Source organism: Actinoplanes sp. SE50/110 (assembly GCF_900119315.1).
Classification (GTDB): Bacteria; Actinomycetota; Actinomycetes; order Mycobacteriales; family Micromonosporaceae; genus Actinoplanes.
On sequence record NZ_LT827010.1, the window covers coordinates 9,006,522 to 9,023,318 of the forward strand.

Consider the following 16,797-nt stretch of genomic DNA (forward strand, 5'->3'; position numbering starts at 1 on the left):
TCCCCTATGTCTGTGGCCGGTTGGCGTGCACGTCCACGCTATCGAACCGGACCGTGGGGAACCCGGGCACTAGGCAACCGGGCCGTACGCGGTCAGGCGCGCGCCGTCGACCTGGTAGAGGCGGTCGCCGGCCGGCGTGACGAGGCCGGCGAGCGTCCGGCCGGTGGGCACACCGGTGGCCGCGTTCAGGATCCGGCTGCCGGTGTAGACGACGCCGGCCGCCACCACCGGCTGGCCGGCCGCCGCGGACAGCTTGCGGGACCACACCACCCGGCCGGTGGCCGCGCTGAGCGCCGTCACCGTCGAGCCGGAGGCGAGGTAGACGCGGGTCCCGTCGGCGGCGACCAGCGTGCTGGCCCGACCGGCCGCCGTCCACACCGTGCGCCCGGTGGCGGCGTCCAGCGCCAGCAGCGCGCCCGATCCGTCGGTGGCGTAGAAGCGGTCCGCGTGCGGGCTCGCCGCCTGCACCCGGGCCGGCGACGGTCGCGACCAGCGCACCGTTCCGGTGGACACGCCCACCGCGATGGTCGTGTCGCCCTTCTCCAGCGGGACGACGCCGTTCGCCGAGACGCCGCTGGAGGCGTAGTCGACCCGGCTCCACAGCAGGTGGCCGTCGCTGACCCGATAGGCGGCGACGGACTGCTCGTCGGACGGCGACGACCCGGACACCAGGATCACGTTCTTGTCGACCAGCGCCGAGACGATCGGGCCGACGGTGTGGTCCCAGCGGGGCCGGCCGGTGGCCGGGTCGAGGGCGGTCAGCCGGCCGTGCGGGGCGCTCGCCGAATTGCAGTCGTCGTCGGCGAGGATCAGCAGGCCGCCGGCGAGGGCCATCCGCGGCGTGCTGTTGTCGTACGCGTAATCCCACGTGAAGCGGATCCGCAGGTCGCCGAAGTCGAGGCCGTAACTCGAGACGCCCTCGCGGTCGGTGACGTAGACCTGGTCGTCGCCGACGATCGGGGCGGAGAAGCCCGAGCAGCTTTCGTCGACCTGGCGCAGGCTCGCCGACCAGGTCGGAGTGAGCTGCCGGACGGCGATCGCGGACGGGTTGAAGTAGCTGTCCTCGGCGTCGTATCCGGGATGGTCCCAGGTGGGCGCGACGAGGAGGGCGCCGACCAGAAGACCCGCCATAACCTGCATATCAGGAAAAATACGTCACTAACGGATGGCCCGCCCGCCAGACGAGCCATCCGTTAGATGGAGATCAACCGTTCAACAGGCGGAGCATCTGCTGGACCTGGTCGGCGCGGGATTCCTTGACCCGCTCCGCGAACTGCCTGGTCTGCTCGTTCGCGCCGGTGTCCAGCTCCAGCTGCGCCATCTCCACGGCGTTGTGCTGGTGCGCCAGGAACAGGTTGAGGAACGCGGTCTCGAAGTCCGCCTTCTTCACCGTCTTCAACGACTCGATCTCGGCGTCGGTGGTGCTCGGCAGACCACCGTGGTCGGCGTGCACGCTCACCCGCTTGTCCACCTGGGTGGACCTACCCCATCCGGTGAGCCAGCTCTTCATCATGGTGAGCTCGTCGGTCTCGGTGAGGTCGACGGCCCGGGCCAGGTTGGCGACGTCCGGGCGGCTGGCCCGGCCGGCGCCGATCGCGGCCAGCCGCAGCCCCTGCTGCTGGTGGTCGACCATCATCTGCAGGAACATCACGTCCCGGGCGTTGAAGGTCGCGCCGGCGGCCGCCGCGGAAGCCGAGGGGGTCGAGGGGGCGGGGGCGGACGGCGCTGTTCCGCATGCCGCCAGCGAGAGGAGCAGCGCGCCGGCCACGACGTGGCGCCTCACAGCGGCAGCCAGAGGGCGAGAGTGAACCCGGACGGCTCCCAGCTGTGGATCGACGTGTGCGGCTGGCGGCACCGGTACGAGACACCCTGATAGGTCACCACGTCACCGGCTTTGTAGCTGACGCCCGGCGCCCACTTCGTACCGCTGCCGGCCGAAGAGGCGGGAGCGCTGGTCGCGGTCGGCGCGGTGGTCGGAGCCGCGGTGGTGGGCGCCGCCGTCGGCGTGGGCGCGGCCGTCGGCGTGGGCGCCGGCGTGGACGGAGCTCCGCCGCCGATGTTCAGATCCACGCAGTTGTAGAAGGCGTTCGCCGTGTCCGCGATGTTCCACACGGCCAGCACCGTGTGCCGCCCCGGAAACCTGCCGAGGTTCACCGTGTGGCTGACCGTGGCCTCGGGGATCGCGTTCCCGTCGTCGAACGTGGCGACCGCGGTACCGTCCACGTAGTAGACCCAGCTCGCTGTCCGGTGCCGGGCGGTCAGCACCCAGCTGAACTTCACCGAGGTGCCGACGGAGGTCGCCGCCCAGCCGCGCGAGTCGTCGGTCAAGACCGTGTAGTCGGCCTTGCCACCGTTGCATTCCCGGGAACCCTTCGGAGCCTCGACGCTCTGCGGCTCGAACCGGATCGCGCCGCAGTCCGCGACCGTGCCGGCCGCGCACTGGGCCTGCCGGCTCGGGGGCGACGAGACGTAGCCGTGGGCCAGAGCCGGTGAGGTGATCACCAGGGTCGATCCGGCCATCCCGAGGATGGCCAGCGGGTAGGCGATCTTCCTGCGCATGTCGGTCTCCAGACATTTCGTCCTGGCTCTCTTACCGGGCGAAACATTAGGGAGAGCTGCCATAACGCAGCCTTAAGGAGACCGAAAACCCGCCTCAAGACCCGGCGGGAGACGTGAGCAGCAATCCGACGCGGGCTCCACCCAACGGGCTTCGCCCGACGATCAATTGACCGCGTACGTTGTCAGCGGCACGCCGCACGATGTCGAGTCCCAGCCCGGTCGACCCGGCGCCGCTGTGCCCTCGTCGTACCGCCGCTTCCGGGTCGTCGATCCCCGGCCCCGCATCGTCGACCAGCAAGCCGGTGGAGGAGACGCTGACCCGGAAGGCCACCCCCTCGTCGGTGTGCGAGAAGACGTTGCCGAGCATCGCGTCGACCACCAGGATCACGTCGCTCATCGACAGCGGGATCGGCACCGGTTCGTGCCCGCCGACCACCTCCCAGGGGCGTTCCTGATCCTCGGCCAGCACCGACCAGAAGGCCAGCCGGTCGGCCAGCACCTCGACCAGGTCGCACTGCTCCTTGCCGCGTTCCTCGACGCCCAGGCGGGCGCCGTTGATGATCGCGTCGAGTTCCTCGTCGAGCAGGTCGCACGCGTCGCGCATCCGGTCGGCGATCGGGCCGGGGGGAATGGCTTCGGCGTCGAGGCGGAGCGCGGTCAACGGCGTCCGCAGGCGGTGCGAGAGGTCCGCGGCGAGTTCGCGTTCGCGGTCCAGGAGCCGGCGCAGGTCGCCGGCCATCGTGTTGAAGGCCTGCCCGGCGTCGCGCAGCTCGCGCGGGCCGGTCGGCTCGATGCGTTCGCCGAGCTCGCCGGCGCCGAGCCGGCGGGTCGAGGCGGCGAGCTGCCGGGTGGCCCGGACGAGCTGGGCGCCGAGCCGGTCGGCGAGCAGCGTGGAACCGCCGACCAGCAGCACGGCCAGGCCGCCGAGGGCCAGCCACGCGGACCAGACGCCGCGGCGCATCTCGTCGTCGGTGACGAACACCTCGACCACCACGGTCCGGCCGTCGGTGAGCACGGTGGGCTGCAGGTAGGCGACTCCGCCGGCGGCCGCCACGGTCCCGGAGCGGCGCTGTTTCGCGGCGCTCTCGACGGTCGTCGCGGTCAGATGCGAGGTGCCGATCGGGTCGAGGCCCGGAAGGTGCACGGCGAGCAGCCCGGCGCTTCCGGCGGAGGTGCTGGCCACCGCGTTGGTGAGCGCGGTCGGGTCGGCGTTGACGCCGAGCACGGTCACCATCGAGGTGGCCTGCTGCCGCGCCTCGGAGACGGCCTTGTCGTGGGCGATCTGCCAGATCGCCACGGCCAGCGGGACCAGGAACGCCAGGGCCACCATCGAGGTGATGGCCAGGGCGAGGCGGTTCAGCGCCCACCTCACTGCGGGTCGACCATCATCACGCCGACACCGCGGACGGTGTGCAGGAACCGCGGTTTGGCGGCGGTCTCCCCGAGCTTGCGGCGCAGCCAGGAGATGTGCACGTCGATGGTCTGCTCCTCGCCGATCCGGGCCTGGTTCCACACCTGGTTCATCAGCTCCCGCCGGCTGATCACCTGGCCGACCCGTTCGGCCAGGTAGGCCAGCACGTCGAACTCGCGGCGGGTCAGCTGCAGCGGCTCACCGCGCAGCTCGGCGCGGCGCTGCCGTGGCTTGATCACCAGCTCGCCCACGGTGATCGCATTCGGCGCCTGCTCGGTGGTGGTCCGCGCGCGGCGCAGCACCGCCGAGATCCGGGCCAGAATGTGCCCGCCGGAGAACGGCTTGGTCACGTAGTCGTCGGCGCCGGCGCTGAGCAGTGCGATGATGTCCGCCTCCGAGCGCCGGGCGGTCGCCACGATGACCGGCACGTCGGAGACGGTGCGCATCATCCGCAGCGCGTCGGTGCCGTCGATGTCGGGCAGCCCGAGGTCGAGGATGACCAGGTCGGGCCGTTCCTGGGTGACGATTTTCAGCGCCTGGGCGGCTTGGCCGACGGCACGCACCACGTGCCCGGCATCGGTCAGCGCACGGGTCAGTGCGGCCGCGATGTTGCGGTCGTCCTCGACCAACAGGATCAACGCCATGGCGTACACCATAGGACCAGGTGAGAGGATGGGCGTCGTGCGATCTTCCCGGTGGGTTCCGGTGGCGGGCTGGTTCGTGGCTACCGCGACCAGCATCGTGCTCTCCTGGGTGGCGCTGCTCCCGGTGCTGAATGCGGCCCGGGCCGATGCCGGGGCGCTGCCCGAGATCGATCAGGTGCCGGCCGCCGACGTGCGGACCCCTCTGCCATCCCCCGCGGTGACCCCGACGACGCCGGCGCCCGCACCCACGTCGCCGTCCGCGAAGCCGAGCAGGAAGCCGTCGAAATCACCGGCGGCCGTCCCCACCGGCAAGCCGTCCACCACCAACGAGAACGGGTGGACGGTGACCACCGACGGTGCCGGGGTCCGGACGTACGTCCGCTCCTTCAGTCTCAAGGGCGGCCAGGCGGTCATCAGGATGACCAGCGAGGGCGTCGTCTCCCTGGTCACCGCGACGCCGGCGGACGGGTACGCGGTGGAGAAGACGCAGAGCTCGCCGGGCGACATGGCGGTCTACTTCAACGAGACCGCGCACAGCTTCATCATCCACGCCATCTGGTACAACAACGCGCCTTATGCGCAGGTCGACGAGATCGGCTCCTAGCAGCTACCGGATAGATAGCGCTCTCCGAACTGAACGAGGGTTTTCCCTGATTCGGTGACGTTCGTCGATGCTTAACGTCTCACCACAAGTCATCGAGACGTGACCCATCGTCCACGGACGGTCTAGCCCGCCCGCCAACCCCCCGGGCGGGAAAGGAGCAGTGCGTGAAATCCCGTACCCCTGTCGTCGTCGCCGCGGTCGCCGCAACAGCGGTCGCCTCGGTGGCGGTGGCGGTCGCCGGTCCGGCGACCGCCCAGCCCAACGTGGCCGCCTCTCCCGCCGCCGCGGCCGCATCGGCCGCCTCATCCCTGTTCGCGGCCCGCCCCGCCGCCCTGCACGCGGCCGCCGACGAGGCCTTCGTCCAGCATGACGTGATCTCCACCGACCACCTCCAGTACGTGCCGTTCGACAAGACCTACAAGGGCCTCCCGGTGATCGGCGGTGACGGTGTCGTCGTCACCGACCTGGCCGGCCAGGTCAAGTTCACGTCGACGGCGCAGAGCTCGCCGCTCGGCGCGGTCAACACCACCCCGGCGCTGACCGCGGCCGCCTCCCTCAAGGTCGCCAAGGGTCAGCTGAAGACGGTCACCACCGTCGAAGGCACCCGTCTCGTCGTGCTGGCCACCACCGGCACCCCGGCCCTGGCCTGGGAATCCACGATCCGGGGCACGAACGCCGGCGGGCCGAGCCGGCTCACCGTCGACGTGGACGCCGCCACCGGCCGGGTGCTGCGGACCCATGAGCACGTCACCGACGTGACCGGCACCGGCAACGGCTGGATCAACGGCACGGTGAGTTTGGACACCACGCTCTCCGGCTCCACGTACAGCATGACCGACCCGACCATGACCACCCTGAAGTGCCAGGACGCGGCGTCCAACACCACGTTCACCGGCTCCGACAACGTGTGGGGCAACGGCACCGGCACCAACCGGGAGACCGGCTGTGCGGACGCCCTCTACGTCGCGCAGCGGGAGAAGGCCATGCTGTCCACCTGGCTGGGCCGCAACGGCTTCAACGGCAGCGGTGGCGGCTGGCCCCTGCGGGTCGGCCTGAACGACCAGAACGCCTACTACGACGGCAGCCAGGTCCAGATCGGCAAGAACACCGCCGGTCAGTGGATCGCCTCCGCCGACGTGGTCGGCCACGAGCTGGGCCACGGCATCGACGACAACACCCCGGGTGGCATCTCGAACGGCAACACCCAGGAGTTCGTCGCCGACACCTTCGGCGCGTCGACCGAGTGGTTCGCCAACAACCCGAACGACCCGCCGGACTTCCAGGTCGGCGAGGAGGTCAACCTGGTCGGCAGCGGTCCGATCCGGTACATGTACAACCCGTCGCTCGCCGGTGACGACAACTGCTACTCCAGCAGCATCCCGAGCGAAGAGGTGCACGCCGCGGCCGGCCCCGGCAACCACTGGTTCTACCTGCTCGCCGAGGGCACCAACCCGACCGACGGCCAGCCCACCAGCACCCGGTGCTCCGGCTCCGGCGCGATCAGCGGCGTCGGCATCCAGAACGCCATCAAGATCATGTACAACGCGATGCTGATGAAGACCTCCAGCTCGTCGTACCTGAAGTACCGCACCTGGACGCTGACCGCGGCCAAGGCGCTGGACTCGAGCTGCGGCCTGTTCAACACCACCAAGGCGGCGTGGGACGCGGTCAACGTGCCGGCCCAGTCCGCCGACCCGACCTGCTCCGGCGGCGGCACCGGTTCCCCGAGCCCGTCGACCAGCACGACCACCCCGCCGGGCGGCTGCAGCGCCACCAACGACACCGACGTCTCGATCCCGGACGCGGGTGCCGCGGTCTACAGCAACATCGTGATCAGCGGCTGCGCCCGCAGCGCCTCGGCGACCTCCACCATCGCGGTCAACATCGTCCACACCTACCGCGGTGACCTGCGGGTCGACCTGGTCGCCCCGGACGGCACGGTCTACAACCTGAAGGCCACGTCCGGCAGCGACAGCGCCGACAACGTGATCACCACCTACACCAAGAACCTGTCCAGCGAGGCGGCGAACGGCACCTGGCGCCTCAGGGTCCAGGACGTCTACTCCCAGGACACCGGCTACATCAACAGCTGGACCCTGACCGTCTGATCCCTCGACCGATCGACGTGAGGGGCGCTGCCACCCGGCAGCGCCCCTCGCGTGGTCCGATGTGGTGCGATACCGGCCACAGTGACGCCTGACCGTGATCTTCGACGCTTACGGTTCCCGCAACGCTGGACGGGAGGTCACCCATGACTGACGTATTCGGTGCGGTGGTGCCCGGCCGGCCGACCGGGGTGCTCGCCGACGTCTGGGGCCGGTCCGCCGTCCGCGACCTCCTGCTGATCGTGGGCGCCGCCGGCGCGGTGGGCGCCGCCGCACAGATCGCCGTCCCGGTGCCCGGCTCGCCGGTGCCGATCACCGGGCAGACGTTCGCGGTGCTGCTGGCCGGGGCGGTGCTCGGCCCGGGCCGCGGCGCCGCCGGCATGGTGCTCTACGCGCTGGCCGGGGTGCTGGGCGTGCCCTGGTTCGCCGGTGGCACCTCGGGGTGGCCGGTCGCCACCGGCGGATACCTCATCGGCTTCATCGTGGCGGCGGCGCTGGTCGGGCAGCTCGCGGCGCTCGGGGCGGATCGCCGACCGGCGTACACCATCGGTCTGATGTTGATCGGAAATCTTCTGATCTACCTGTTCGGCGTTCCCTGGCTGGCCCTGATGACCACGATGGACGTGCCCGGCGCGTTCTGCCACGGCCTGGTCCCCTACCTGATGGGCGACGCGCTCAAAATCGCCCTCGCCACCGCCCTGCTGCCCGGCGCCTGGGCCCTGCTGAACCGCAAACGCCCCGGCTGAGGCCGCTCGGCGGGGGAAACTGGCAGGGACCTGCACGCTCGGGACACAGGGAGGCCAGACCCATGCGACTCACCATGCTCCGCCGGTTGTACGAACGCCCCGGACCGTGGGCTTCGGTATATCTCGACACGTCGCGGGACACCGCGGACGCCGCGCGGCTGATCGAGCAGCGCTGGCACGCGGCCCGGGAGATCCTCGCCGAGGCCGGTTGCGACCCGCTCACCGTGCACGCGCTGGAGGACGCGGTCCTCGATCATCCGGCCCGGCCCGGGCGGCACGGACTCGCGCTGTTCGCCACCGCGGGGGAGGTGATCCTGCGGCAGGCGCTGCACGCGCCGCCGGCCACGACGATTTCGGCGTACGAGCCACTCCCCGACGCCATGCCGATGGTCGCCCAGTTGGCCGGCGAGATCCACTACCTGCGGGTGGCCGTCGCCCCGTCCGGCACGGCGATCGACGCGGCCGCCACCGGCCGGCTGATCCCGGGCGGCGGATGGTCCCCGCCGTTGACCGACCTGACCTGGCGGGCCGGTGCCGGCGACCCGGCCGACGCGGTCACCGAGCTGGCCGACCGCACCGGCCCGGAGCTGATCCTGGTGGCCGGCGCCCCGCAGGCCCGCCCCCGGCTCGTCACCCAGCTTCCGGACCGGTGGCGCGAACGGGTGGTGGAGACCGAGAACGCCGTCCCGGTGCAGGCGATGACGGACTGCGCCGAGGCGCTGCGGCGCGACACGCTCGCTCGGCTGCACGCCCAGCTGGCGCACGACGGCTCGGCCGGCAACGGCCTGTCCGAGGTGGTGAGCTACCTGTCGCGGGGGCAGGTGGACACGCTGCTGATGATCGACGATCCGTCGTCCACCGAGCGGCTGTGGATCGGCCCCGACCCGCACCAGCTCAGCGACGACCCGGAGGAACTGCGCTCGGCCGGGGCGGCGCACCCGCCGCTGGTCCGGGCGGACGCCGCGATGCTGCGCGCGCTGGCCGCCACCGACGCGTCGATCCTGCTCTGCGACCCGGACGAGCACGACCTGCGCGGCGGTGTCGCCGCGCTGCTCCGCTACGCGGACGCCCGCCGCTGAACCCACAGGCTGTGCACACAGCCTGTGGATAACTCGAACGTGTGTGCGAACGGCGGCACGCGGATGGCAAGATGTTCGCGTGTCGCCCAACGAGTTGCGTCCCGCGTATCCGATCACGACCGAGCGTCTCCTGCTGCGCCCGCTGACCGAGGCGGACACCGAGGCGCTGCTCTCCTACCGCAGCCGCCCCGACGTCTGCCGCTACCTGCCGTTCGAGCCGATGACCCCCGAGGTCATCGCTGACCGGCTCGCGACCTACTGGGCCGCGACGGTCCTCACCGACGAGGGGCAGTCGCTGACCCTGGGCATCGAGCACGCCGAGACCGGCCGGCTGGTCGGCGACGTGATCCTGTTCTGGCACAGCCGCCGGCACCGCGGCGGCGAGGTCGGCTATGTGCTGAGCCCCGACGCGGTCGGCCAGGGCTACGCCACCGAGGCCGCCCAGGCCATGCTCCGGCTCGGCTTCGAGGAGCTCGGCCTGCACCGGATCATCGGGCGGATCGACGAGCGCAACGAGCCGTCCGCCCGGGTGCTGCGCCGCCTCGGCATGCGGCAGGAGGCCCGGCTCGTGCACAACGAGCTGTTCAAGGGCGAGTGGAGCACCGAGGTCGACTTCGCGATCCTCTCCGACGAGTGGTTCGCTAAATATCCAGATTCGTCTCGATCCGTTTGAGCTGGTGGCGGGCCAGCGCGAGGTTGGCCCGCTCCTTGTGCAGCGCCAGGTAGAGGAAGAGGCCCTGGCCCGACCGCCCGGTCAGCGGCCGGATCAGGTGGTACTGCGACTCCAGCGTGATCAGCACGTCCTCGATGTTCTCGCGCAGGCCGAGCATCTCCATGGTGCGCAGCTTGGCCCGGACGACCTCGGTGTTGGCGGCGGCCGCCACGGTCAGATCGAAATTCCGGTCGCCGCCGGCGACACCGAGGGCCATTCCACTGCTGCGGTCGACCAGAGCGACGCCGATGGCGCCGTCGATCTGCATCGCGTCCTTGAGGGCTACGTCCATGTCCGGCATCCGGTCTCCTCCGATGTCTCGCTCCGGTCGACATCGACTGTCACCGACCCGGCGGCAACCCCGTCGCACATGATGTCCGGCTTGGACAGTCGACTACCCGCGATGCTTTTCCTGGCGGCCGGGCAGTTGAAGATTTCTGCAACTTCGAAACTGCACAAGGCACGTAACCGGGCCGCCTCCCCCGCGTTGGTCGGTGTGAATGACTGGAGGGGACCCGCCGTGTCCGTGCCGCTGTATCAGGCGAAGGCCGAGATGTTCCGGACACTCGGCCACCCCGTCCGGATCCGGGTCCTGGAGTTGCTGCAGGACGGCCCGCGCCCGGTCCGCGACCTGCTAGCCGAGATCGACGTGGAGGCCTCGAACCTCTCCCAGCAGCTCGCCGTCCTGCGCCGCGCCGGCATCGTCGCCTCGTTCCGCGAGGGCGCCCTGGTGATGTACGCGTTGAGCACCCCGGATGTCGCCGACCTGCTCGCCGCGGGACGCCGCATCCTCGGCGCGGTGCTCACCGACCGCGACGGCCTGCTGGTGGAGTTGCGCTCGCAGAAGCGTTAGAGCGAGCAGTCCGCACCTCGCGACCACCGTGGCACCGCGCCACCCACCGTGGCACCGCGCGACCCACCGTGGCACCGCGCGACCCACCGTGGCACCGCGCGACCCACCGTGGCACCGCGCGACCCACCGTGGCACCGCGCGACCATCCTCGGCGCCACGCGGCACCATCCGGCGCTCCGGCTGCCGCCCCGCACGCTGGATCGCGTTCGGCGGCGGCGGGCCGGTCAGTAATCGCTCGAGCGCGCCCACAGGTTGATGCCGGACTCGGTCGCATACTTGTCGATCTCGGCCAGTTCGTCCGCGGCGAACGCGGTGTTGCCCAGCGCCGCGAGATTGTTCTCCAGCTGCGCCACGCTGCTGGCGCCGAGCACCACCGACGTCATCCGCGGATCCCGCAGCGCCCAGGCGATCGCCAGCTGCGCCAGGCTCTGCCCACGCCGTTCAGCGATCGCGTTCAGCGCCCGGATCTTGCCCAGGTTCTCGTCGTTGAGCCAGTCGGTCGTCAACGATTTTTGTTCGCCGGCCCGGGAACCCTCGGGCACCCCGTTCAGGTAGCGGTCGGTGAGCATGCCCTGCGCCAGCGGCGAGAACCCGATGCACCCGGCCCCTTCCCGCTCCAGCACACCGAGCAGATCCTCCTCGACCCACCGGTTCAGCATCGAATACGACGGCTGGTGGATCAGCAACGGCGTACCCAGTTCCCGCAGGATCGCCGCCGCCTCCGCGGTCTTCCCGGGCGAGTAGGACGAAATCCCGACGTAGAGCGCCTTGCCGGCCCGCACCGCCGCGTCCAGCGCCCCCATCGTCTCTTCGAGCGGTGTCTCCGGGTCGAACCGGTGCGAGTAGAAGATGTCCACATAGTCCAGACCCATCCGCCGCAGCGACTGGTCCAGCGACGCGGTCAGATACTTCCGCGATCCACGGTCCCCATACGGCCCGGGCCACATGTCATACCCGGCCTTGGTCGAAATGATCAGCTCATCCCGATACGACCGGAAATCCTCGGCCAGCAGCCGCCCAAAGTTGATCTCCGCCGACCCGTATGGCGGCCCATAGTTGTTGGCCAGGTCGAAGTGCGTGACACCGAGGTCGAAGGCCCGGCGCAGCACCGCCCGCTGCGTCTCGATCGGCTTGTCGTCCCCGAAGTTGTGCCACAGCCCGAGCGAGATCGCCGGCAGCTTCAACCCGCTGCGCCCACACCGGCGATATTCCATGGCGTCATAACGAGCGGCCGCCGCCGCATAGGAAGTCACCCTTGATTCCTATCCCAATCTCCACCTGCTCGCCCCCGGAACCCCTTCCGCCTCCGTCCGGCACATGTCACCCACCGCCGGCGCGCTCCCCCGCCCAGCGGCCGATCACCCACGACGGTCGACGGCAGCCAAGCCGGGCCCCCGTGAGAACAAGCCGCCGCCGGGAAGGGCGATGACCTGCGAAAGGCGAGTCGAGGCGGGCCAGCCGCCCGCCGAGCAAGGCAGGATGGAGCAGGCGGGTGAGCCGGACCCGGCAGCCGGTCAGGCCTGCCGATCCGAACGAACTCCGCTGAACAGACCCGTCCGACCGAACGGACCCGCCGGACCAAGCGCACCCGCCCGACGAAACCAACCCGCCGAACCAAGTGCACCCGCCAAACCGAACGGACCCGCCCGACGAAACGGACCCGCCTGACCGAACGGACCCGTCGAGTCGGGGCGGGTGCGTTCGGTCCGACGGGACACGACGGGGTAGCTGTCTAGACCGGGACCTCGGCGGGTGCTCTCCGGGACGGGCCGGCGTTGGCATAGGCCACCAGGCCGCCGAGGGCCAGCAGCAAAGCCGTGACCGTGGCGGGAGCATTGCCCGAGGGCTGCGCCTGCCAGGTGACGATCTGCTGGATGGTGCCGTCGCCCAGCGGGAACATGACGGCCGTCAAGGTCCAGCCGAGCGGTGCGAACCAGGAGCGGGCCGGGCCGATCGAGGCGGCGCCGAGGGCGGTGAGGCCGAGCAGTCCGGCCGCGTCGCGCAGGACGAAGCTCGCAGGGCCGAAGCGGGCCGGGGTGAGCAGCGTGACGGTCAGCAGGCCGACCACGATCAGCAGGGCGACCAGCAGGTGCACGGTCCGGCGGAGTGGCCAGTTGACCGCGCCGGTGCGTTCCAGTGCGTCGTCGGGCGCGCCCAGGGTGGCGGTCAGGGCCGCGACCGCGAGCAGCACCGCGACCTGCACCATCCGGCAGTCGACGTCGCGGGTCTTGGACGTGGTGACCCACAGAATCCACAGCAGCACCGTGCCGGCTCCGACCAGGGCGAGCGCCAAGGGCGCCCGCCGTGAACGCAGGTAGAGCATCAGCCAGCGGGAGGACAGGCCGGCCGCGCCCAGCGAAGGCATCAGCCGACGCCGGGCCGGGCTGCCCGCCGTGAGCGGCGACGAGGCGCGCGGCATCACTCGCACCTCGTGGCGGCGGCGCGGATGGCGATCACCTGGGCAGTGGCCTTGTCGGCGGGCAGAGCGTGCAGTCTCTGCCACTCGGCGGCGGCGTTGGCGGTGTCCTGCTCGTCCTGGAAGTCGGCGAGCATCGCCGGAGCACGGCCGATCAGCCAGTACGCCGCGGCCAGCGTCTCCGCCTGGCGCGGGGAGCCGTCGCAGTCGGGCCGTCCGCTGAAGGCCGCGGCGACGATCCGCGGTGCCAGGTCGGTGTCCAGGTGGCCGCTCTTGTTCACGTCGATGCGGATCAGGGCGACGTCCGGACTTTTCGGCGCGGGAACGTCCGGGACGTAGGTGCTGTTGTCCTCGTGCACCCGGGTCGGGGTGCCGGGCAGTTTCGCCAGGGTGGTCAGCGCCTCGCGGGCCTGCGGGAGCAGCTCGGGCAGCAGGCCGGCGTGCACCCGGCTGACACAGACCCGGGGCTCGTTGCGGGCGCAGACCAGCTCTTTGGCGACCGGGTCGACCGAGTCCACGATGAGCCGGTCCTGGTGCGGGATGACCGCGATCGCCACCGCCGCGCCGAGAGCGACCGGGAGCAGGGCAGCGACCCGGGTGCGCCAGCCGGCCGCGGCGAACAGGAGCGCACCGGTGACGGCGAACGTGATCATCCAGATCGCCTGCGAGACGCTGGCCCGGCCGGGCACGGTCGAGTATTTGTCCGGCATGTTCATGTCGAAGATCGGCGAGAAGATGGTGGCCAGCCAGCCCCGGTGCCGGCTGGTGGAGGGCAGGCCGAGCAGCAGCCCGAGACCGGCGACGGCCAGGGCGGGCGCGGTGATCAGCCAGGGGAGCAGACGGCCGACGGCGAGGCCGAACCAGGCGCCGGCGAGCATCGACAGGGCGCCGACCGCGGCGATGGCCGGCACGGCCGCCGGGAAGTAGCCGGCCCGGCCGATCAGGGTCGTGCCGGCGGCGAGGGCGATCAGCAGGTAGCTGGTGACGACGGCCAGGGCCATCACGGCGAGGGTCGGCGCGGCACGCTGAGCGCGCGGGCGCGGGGTGCTGGCGAACAGCTCGGCCACGTTGGACTGGGACTCGCGGCGGCCCTGCCAGGCGCCGGCGGCCAGGGACAGCGGCCAGAGCAGCGCCAGGTAGAGCCGCTCGGACATGACCATCTGGACCCAGCCGGTGGTCCAGTCGGCCTCCTCGAAGTAGAACATGAGGGCGACGCCGATCGCGGTCAGGATCAGGACGGAGCCGAGCGCGGCCGAACGACGCAGCTCGATGCCGAGGATGCGGGTCACCGGGCGGCCTCCGAACGGTGGCGGCGCAGCAGCGCGGAATAGCCTCGCTCGGCGGGGCTGTCACCCGCGTCGTCGGGACCGCCCTGGGCGATCAGCGACTCCGGGGTGCCCTGGAACACCAGCCGGCCCTCGCTGATCATCACGACGTCGGTGCAGGCGGCGACCACGTCCTCGACCAGGTGGGTGGAGACCAGGACGCAGCTGTCGGTGCCCAGGTCGCGCAGTAGCTCGCGGAAGTCGAGGCGCTGCTCCGGGTCCAGGCCGACGGTCGGCTCGTCGAGCAGCAGCACCGCCGGGTCGTTGACGATCGCCTGGGCGATGCCGGCCCGGCGCAGCATGCCGCCGGACAGCGTTTTCATCCGGCGGTCGGCCCGGTCGGCGAGACCGACCCGCTCGATCGCCCGCTGGACCGCGCCCGGCACCGCCGGTTTCGGCATCTCCTTGAGCCAGGCCATGTACTCCACGAACTCGCGCACGGTGAAGCGCGGATAGAACCCGAAGGCCTGCGGCAGATAGCCCAGCCCGCGCCGCACCCGGCGCAGGTCGGCGCGGCCGTCGACGGACTCGCCGAGCAGGGTCAGCTGCCCGCCGGCCGGCTCGATCACCGTGGCCAGGGCGCGCATCAGCGTCGTCTTGCCGGCGCCGTTGGGCCCGAGCAGGCCGTGGACGCCGCCGCCGAGCGCGAGGTCGAGGCCGTTGACAGCCAGATGCCGGCCGGCGCGGACGCGCAGGCCCTCGGCCTGCACCACCCAGGGATGGAGGGTGGGGGCGGTCTCAGCCGCGCTCACCGTACGCATGCGATGTCCCTTCGAATAGCGCCGCCCGGCAACCCGGGCAGCGAAGCACAGAGGTCACTCACGACCGCCCGACGGCGATCGATGCGACTCATCGGAAGATCCAGCGGAAACAGGCACCGCTCATCGGAAGAACCGGTCGGAAAGGTCGGTGCGGCTCATCGGAAGAACCGCCGGGAAAGGTCGGTGCGGCTCATCAGAACAACCGGTGGAAGAGATCGGTGCGGCTCATCGGGAGAACCGGCGGGAGCGGATGGCGGGGCTCAGCGTGAAAGCGGCCGCCACGACGATGGTCGACACCCAGATCGCGACGCTGCCCGGGAGCAGGATCGCCGGGAGGTGCATCACGAACACGGCGGGGACGGCGACGATCGCCACCCAGGCACTGGCCAGGCTGATCGCGGCGAGGCGGACGCCCAGGACGGCGCCCAGCGCGATCGCCGTGGTCGTGAAGGCCAGGCACGGCAGCAGGGTCAGGGCCAGCGAGACGCCGACGCCGTTGCTGATCAGGGCCAGCACCGGCACGATCACCGCCAGGACCGTCGCGGTGCGGCGCAGCAGCAGGGGCAGCCCGGCCGCCGGGGTGCTGGCGATCAGCTCCCAGGCCGGGTCGGCGCCCCGACTCCAGGCGACCGCCACCCCGGGCAGCGGGGCGATCGGGGCCAGCAGCAGCACCAGCGACGGCAGGGTGGGTGCGAGCGCCTGGAGCACCACCGCGCAGCCGAGGGCCGCCGCGGTCATGCCGAGCCACGGCAGCAGGTGCCAGACCAGCCACCGGTGCCGCGCCGCCGACCAGCGTCGTCGCCGCAGCGGGATCGGCGGCGGACCCGACGCGATGCCCTGATCCACCCCGTTGCTCACCCGGTCGAGCAGGATCAGGACGTCGGCCGGCACCGCACCGGACAGCCGTGTCCGGCAGTCGGCGCACTCCTCGAGGTGCACCTCGACCGTCCAGACCGTGGCCTCGTCGAGGCTCAGGTCGCCGTCGGCGTATCGGGAGATCACCGAGGGGCTCGGGTGCCCGGTCATGACAGCGCCTCCCGCAGTGCGATCCGGGCGCGCCGCGCCCGCGATTTGACGGTGCCCTCAGGCACGCCGAGCAGCACGGACGTCTCCCGGACCGAGAGGCCGTCGAGAACCATGGCGCGCAGCACCTGCCGGACCTCGGCCGGGAGGGTGAGCAGCGCCTGCTCCAGCTCCTGGCCGACCCGGCCGGCCATCACCTCGTCCTCCGCGGCGGGCGCGGGCTCGGGCACGAAGGTGGGCGCCTGCTGCTGGCGGGCGCGGCGCCGGAAGGCGTCGACCAGTCTGTTCGCCGCGATGGTCCAGAGCCAGCCGGCCGCGCTGCCGGCGACGGTCGTGCCGGCGAAGTCGCCGGCGGCCCGCCAGACGGCCAGATAGGTCTCCTGCATGACGTCGGCGATCACGTCCTGGTCGGAGCAGCGGCGTCGCAGCCGCACGGCGAGCCACGGCGACGTGCGGCGATAGAGCTCGTCGAACGCGTGCCGGTCACCGGCGGCGGTGCGGCGCACGAGCTCCGCCTCGTCGACCGCGTCCAGACTTCGTTTCACAACAGGCAAGACGA

At 71.3% G+C, this 16,797-nt stretch carries 18 protein-coding genes; 6 read left to right on the forward strand and 12 right to left on the reverse strand.

Annotated elements, in window-relative coordinates:
* Window positions 1-69: 69 nt before the first annotated feature.
* The 5 genes from ACSP50_RS40375 to ACSP50_RS40395 form a co-directional block, all read right to left on the reverse strand.
* Window positions 70-1,131 (reverse strand): PQQ-binding-like beta-propeller repeat protein, encoded by a 1,062-nt coding sequence (locus ACSP50_RS40375; protein ID WP_014695108.1) that lies wholly within the window; start codon window positions 1,129-1,131, stop codon window positions 70-72.
* Between the two features lie 73 nt (window positions 1,132-1,204).
* Window positions 1,205-1,783, reverse strand: coding sequence for a DUF305 domain-containing protein (locus ACSP50_RS40380; protein ID WP_052311843.1), 579 nt, complete (start codon window positions 1,781-1,783; stop codon window positions 1,205-1,207).
* Window positions 1,780-2,559 carry a lytic polysaccharide monooxygenase gene (locus tag ACSP50_RS40385; protein ID WP_014695110.1) on the reverse strand — a complete coding sequence of 260 codons (780 nt, stop codon included), beginning with the start codon at window positions 2,557-2,559 and terminating at the stop codon, window positions 1,780-1,782. The genes ACSP50_RS40380 and ACSP50_RS40385 overlap by 4 nt, the downstream gene beginning before the upstream one ends.
* Window positions 2,560-2,653: 94 nt before the next feature.
* Window positions 2,654-3,931 (reverse strand): HAMP domain-containing protein, encoded by a 1,278-nt coding sequence (locus ACSP50_RS40390; protein WP_014695111.1) that lies wholly within the window; start codon window positions 3,929-3,931, stop codon window positions 2,654-2,656.
* Complete coding sequence (locus ACSP50_RS40395) at window positions 3,928-4,614, reverse strand: response regulator transcription factor (RefSeq protein ID WP_043516439.1); 687 nt, start codon at window positions 4,612-4,614, stop codon at window positions 3,928-3,930. The genes ACSP50_RS40390 and ACSP50_RS40395 overlap by 4 nt, the downstream gene beginning before the upstream one ends.
* 28 nt (window positions 4,615-4,642) lie before the next feature.
* On the opposite strand from ACSP50_RS40395, the gene ACSP50_RS40400 reads away from it, so the two are divergent.
* The 5 genes from ACSP50_RS40400 to ACSP50_RS40420 all read left to right on the forward strand — a co-directional run bounded on the left by ACSP50_RS40400 (window position 4,643) and on the right by ACSP50_RS40420 (window position 9,821).
* Window positions 4,643-5,218, forward strand: coding sequence for a hypothetical protein (locus ACSP50_RS40400; protein ID WP_014695113.1), 576 nt, complete (start codon window positions 4,643-4,645; stop codon window positions 5,216-5,218).
* Between the two features lie 164 nt (window positions 5,219-5,382).
* Window positions 5,383-7,326 (forward strand): M4 family metallopeptidase, encoded by a 1,944-nt coding sequence (locus ACSP50_RS40405; RefSeq protein ID WP_014695114.1) that lies wholly within the window; start codon window positions 5,383-5,385, stop codon window positions 7,324-7,326.
* 143 nt (window positions 7,327-7,469) lie between these two features.
* Window positions 7,470-8,069, forward strand: coding sequence for a biotin transporter BioY (locus ACSP50_RS40410; RefSeq protein ID WP_014695115.1), 600 nt, complete (start codon window positions 7,470-7,472; stop codon window positions 8,067-8,069).
* A gap of 62 nt (window positions 8,070-8,131) precedes the next feature.
* Window positions 8,132-9,148 (forward strand): hypothetical protein, encoded by a 1,017-nt coding sequence (locus ACSP50_RS40415; protein WP_014695116.1) that lies wholly within the window; start codon window positions 8,132-8,134, stop codon window positions 9,146-9,148.
* 79 nt (window positions 9,149-9,227) lie between these two features.
* Window positions 9,228-9,821, forward strand: a complete 594-nt coding sequence (locus ACSP50_RS40420; RefSeq protein ID WP_014695117.1) for a GNAT family N-acetyltransferase — start codon at window positions 9,228-9,230, stop codon at window positions 9,819-9,821.
* Here ACSP50_RS40420 and ACSP50_RS40425 read toward each other — a convergent pair.
* Window positions 9,790-10,161, reverse strand: a complete 372-nt coding sequence (locus tag ACSP50_RS40425) for a hypothetical protein (RefSeq protein WP_014695118.1) — start codon at window positions 10,159-10,161, stop codon at window positions 9,790-9,792. The genes ACSP50_RS40420 and ACSP50_RS40425 overlap by 32 nt on opposite strands.
* Before the next feature lie 219 nt (window positions 10,162-10,380).
* Between ACSP50_RS40425 and ACSP50_RS40430 the strand changes: the two genes are divergently transcribed.
* On the forward strand, window positions 10,381-10,713 hold the full coding sequence (locus ACSP50_RS40430; protein ID WP_014695119.1) for a helix-turn-helix transcriptional regulator: 333 nt from the start codon (window positions 10,381-10,383) through the stop codon (window positions 10,711-10,713).
* Between the two features lie 224 nt (window positions 10,714-10,937).
* Here the strand turns inward: ACSP50_RS40430 and mgrA are convergent, their stop codons facing one another.
* The 6 genes from mgrA to ACSP50_RS40460 form a co-directional block, all read right to left on the reverse strand.
* A complete protein-coding gene (mgrA, locus tag ACSP50_RS40435; protein WP_052311844.1) occupies window positions 10,938-11,927 on the reverse strand; it encodes an L-glyceraldehyde 3-phosphate reductase in 990 nt (329 codons plus the stop codon).
* Window positions 11,928-12,445: 518 nt separating this feature from the next.
* The gene (locus ACSP50_RS40440) at window positions 12,446-13,132 is read right to left on the reverse strand and encodes a hypothetical protein (protein WP_014695121.1); all 687 of its coding nucleotides are present in this window, start codon (window positions 13,130-13,132) and stop codon (window positions 12,446-12,448) included.
* On the reverse strand, window positions 13,132-14,418 hold the full coding sequence (locus ACSP50_RS40445; RefSeq protein ID WP_014695122.1) for a hypothetical protein: 1,287 nt from the start codon (window positions 14,416-14,418) through the stop codon (window positions 13,132-13,134). The genes ACSP50_RS40440 and ACSP50_RS40445 overlap by 1 nt, the downstream gene beginning before the upstream one ends.
* Window positions 14,415-15,215 carry an ATP-binding cassette domain-containing protein gene (locus ACSP50_RS40450; RefSeq protein WP_014695123.1) on the reverse strand — a complete coding sequence of 267 codons (801 nt, stop codon included), beginning with the start codon at window positions 15,213-15,215 and terminating at the stop codon, window positions 14,415-14,417. The genes ACSP50_RS40445 and ACSP50_RS40450 overlap by 4 nt, the downstream gene beginning before the upstream one ends.
* 225 nt (window positions 15,216-15,440) lie before the next feature.
* Window positions 15,441-16,241 carry a zf-HC2 domain-containing protein gene (locus tag ACSP50_RS40455; RefSeq protein WP_014695124.1) on the reverse strand — a complete coding sequence of 267 codons (801 nt, stop codon included), beginning with the start codon at window positions 16,239-16,241 and terminating at the stop codon, window positions 15,441-15,443.
* The gene (locus ACSP50_RS40460) at window positions 16,238-16,783 is read right to left on the reverse strand and encodes an RNA polymerase sigma factor (RefSeq protein WP_014695125.1); all 546 of its coding nucleotides are present in this window, start codon (window positions 16,781-16,783) and stop codon (window positions 16,238-16,240) included. The genes ACSP50_RS40455 and ACSP50_RS40460 overlap by 4 nt, the downstream gene beginning before the upstream one ends.
* Window positions 16,784-16,797: the final 14 nt, after the last annotated feature.